The organism is Sphingobacterium shayense (assembly GCF_013179575.1).
Taxonomy (GTDB): Bacteria; Bacteroidota; Bacteroidia; order Sphingobacteriales; family Sphingobacteriaceae; genus Sphingobacterium; species Sphingobacterium shayense.
The window spans coordinates 1-3,737 of record NZ_JABMCQ010000256.1; the positions used below are offsets into that span (position 1 = coordinate 1).

Consider the following 3,737-nt stretch of genomic DNA (forward strand, 5'->3'; position numbering starts at 1 on the left):
ATTTTTGCCCGTGTTGGAATATCAAAGGGCCTTATTTTTTTGTAGATTTGTTCAAGAAGAAAGGGGCAGAGAAATTAGCATGTATTTAATATTTGACACCGAAACCACGGGTTTACCAAAGCGCTGGGATGCGCCGATTACTGACACCGATAATTGGCCACGTTGTATCCAGATAGCTTGGCAATTGCATGACGAAATGGGTCGCCTTGTTGAGCATCAGGACTTCCTAATACGTCCGGACGGCTTTAATATACCTTACGACTCGGAAAAAATTCATGGTATTTCGACGGCTCTTGCTGAGCGGGATGGGGTCCCTTTAACCGAGGTTCTCAAAGTATTCAATGAAGCGTTAGCGAAAGCCAAATTCATAGTAGGACAGAACATAGGTTTTGATATTAACATCATGGGAAGTGAATTCTACCGATATGGAGTAGAATCACCAATGGCCGCGATGCCTATATTAGATACCTGTACAGAAGTAACCGCAAACCTTGTTCAACTTCCCGGTGGCCGAGGAGGCCGTTTTAAGCTCCCCAATCTAACTGAATTACACAGTTTTCTATTTGGGATACCTTTCTCTGAGGCGCATAATGCAACGGCCGATGTGGAAGCGACTACCCGTTGTTTTTTTGAACTGGTGCGCAAAGAGATCTTTACCACAGCAGAACTTCAGGTAGACCAAGGTTATTTCGTAAATTTCCTCAGACATAACCCCACAACAATTGAGCCTGTAGGCTTAAAACATATCAACCTGAAAGCGGCCTCACAAGAAATTCTTAAAGAAATTGAAGTCGATATACCTGTTGTAAAAATTGACGATGCATTAAAAGATGCGTTGGACGTCGCCGAATTTGCTCATTTACACAATCACTCACAATTTTCGGTTCTGCAATCCACAATTTCTATTGCTGCGCTTGTGGAATCGGCAGGACAGGCAAATATGCCCGCCGTTGCATTGACCGACCATGGAAACATGATGGGAGCATTCCACTTTGTAAGCAAAGCTATTAGCTATAATAAGGAAATCGAAGCAAAAAATGCAGAAGCAATTGAAAACGGTGAGGAACCTACAGGTAAGATCGTAAAGCCAATTGTAGGATGCGAGTTCTTTGTATGTGAGGATCATAAAGATAAAACGCGTAAGGACAACGGGTACCAAGTTGTTTTCTTGGCAAAAAACAAAGCAGGTTATCATAATCTAGCGAAAATGGCTTCGATCGCTTATACCGAGGGATTCTATTATGTCCCACGTATCGACAAAGCCGTGATTCAGCAATACAAAGAGGATTTAATTGTTCTCTCGGGAAACCTATATGGGGAGGTACCCAGTAAAGTATTAAATATTGGGGAATCCCAAGCCGAGGAAGCGCTATTGTGGTGGAAGGAGCAATTTTCGGATGACTTCTATATCGAACTTATGCGACATGGGCAAGAAGACGAAGATAGGGTAAATCAAACATTAATTGACTTAGCAGAACGCCATCAAGTAAAACTTGTTGCCACAAATAACACCTATTATTTAAAGAAGGAAGATGCCCACGCACATGACATCTTATTGTGCGTTAAGGACGGTGAAAAACTCTCGACCCCAAAAGGACGCGGTCGCGGATTCCGTTTTGGCTTGCCCAATCAGGAATATTATTTTAAGTCGCAAGATCAAATGAAGGAGGCCTTTTCTGACGTGCCTACCGCAATTATCAATATACAAGATATCCTAGATAAAATTGAGATCTACTCCCTTAATCGCGACGTCCTGCTGCCAAAATTTAATATTCCCAAAGAATTCCAATTTGAAGAGGATGATGTTGACGGCGGAAAACGTGGTGAAAATGCTTTCCTGCGTCATTTGACTTACGAAGGCGCGAAAGAACGCTATGAGAATATCGATGAGCTGATTACCGAGCGATTGGATTTTGAACTAGCAACCATTGAAAAAACAGGATATCCTGGTTACTTTTTGATCGTTCATGACTTTATAGCAGCGGCACGCAGTATGGGGGTATCCGTTGGACCGGGCCGTGGTTCAGCCGCAGGATCGGCGGTCGCGTATTGCTTAGGTATCACGAATCTCGACCCCATTCAATATGACTTACTATTCGAACGTTTCTTAAATCCTGATCGTGTATCGATGCCCGATATTGATATTGATTTTGATGACGAGGGACGTGGACGTGTCATGCAGTACGTTATTAATAAATATGGAGCCTCACAAGTAGCCCAGATTATTACCTACGGTACAATGGCGGCGAAATCTTCAATCAAAGATACTGCCCGGGTCTTAGATCTGCCACTTCAGGATGCTAATGAGATTGCTAAGCTTATTCCAAACCTAAAACTTGCCAAAATCTTCTCCATGGACGATAAGGGGTTGAAGGATGTCCTACGTTCCGAAGAGCTCGAAGCGGTTAATAGATTAAAGTCATTAGCCGATGGAGCTGGACTGGAGGCCGAGACAATCAAGCAAGCTAGGATTCTTGAGGGATCAATGCGTAACACGGGTATTCATGCTTGTGGTGTAATTATTACGCCAGATGACATTACTAAATTTGTACCGGTTTCCTTAGCCAAAGATTCCGACCTTTTCGTTACGCAGTTTGACAACTCCGTAGTGGAGAGTGCTGGACTGCTCAAGATGGACTTTTTAGGGCTGAAGACACTTACTTTAATTAAGGACACGGTCAGCAACGTAAAACTTCGACACGGAATCGATTTAGACCCTGATAAGTTCCCTATTGATGACGTCTTGACGTATGAGCTCTTCCAACGCGGTGAAACTATTGGTGTTTTTCAGTACGAATCCCCTGGAATGCAAAAATACATGAAGGAACTGAAGCCAACTGTTTTTGCTGATTTAATTGCAATGAATGCCCTATATCGCCCAGGTCCAATGGAATATATACCATTGTTCATTAAGCGTAAACATGGTATAGAGGAGATTAAATACGATTTAGACGCTTGTGAAGAATACTTACAGGAAACCTATGGTATAACTGTGTATCAAGAGCAAGTAATGCTTCTGTCGCAAAAACTCGCTGGTTTTTCCAAAGGTGATGCCGATGTTTTACGGAAAGCCATGGGTAAGAAACAAAAAGCAGTCCTCGATAAAATGAAACCGAAGTTTGTCGGACAAGCGGCGGAAAATGGACATGACCCGAAAGTTTTGGAGAAAATATGGGTCGATTGGGAAGCTTTCGCATCTTATGCATTCAATAAATCTCACTCGACCTGTTATGCTTGGGTAGCTTATCAAACGGCATATTTAAAAGCCCATTATCCTGCTGAATATATGGCCGCTGTGCTTTCCAACAACATGAATGATATTAAGCAGGTAACTTTCTTTATGGAAGAGTGTAAACGAATGGGGCTACTTGTACTAAGTCCCGATGTAAATGAATCTCACTATAAGTTTACAGTGAACGACCAGGGAGCTATTCGTTTTGGAATGGGAGCGGTAAAAGGAGTGGGGGCGGGAGCTGTCGACACGATCGTACAAACCCGGATGAAAGGCGGCCGCTATAAATCTGTGTTTGATTTGGCCAAACGCATTGATTTACGCTCAGCAAATAAAAAAGCTTTTGAAAGTTTAGCCTACGCTGGTGGTCTTGATAGCTTTGCAGACACGCACCGTGCGCAGTATTTTTATTGTGACGGCGATAACAGCACGGGATTAGAAAAAGCTATTAAATATGGAAACCGCGTAAAAGAAAACGAAAACTCAGCTCAGGGAAGTCTCTTTG

Annotated in this window: 1 protein-coding gene; it reads left to right on the plus strand. The window is 42.8% G+C overall.

Annotation, left to right across the window (positions count from 1 at the left end; genetic code table 11):
• Nucleotides 1–79 precede the first annotated feature (79 nt).
• Nucleotides 80–3,737 (plus strand): DNA polymerase III subunit alpha (gene dnaE / locus HP439_RS18285; protein WP_172391768.1); only part of this gene is annotated, 3,658 nt, incomplete at its 3' end.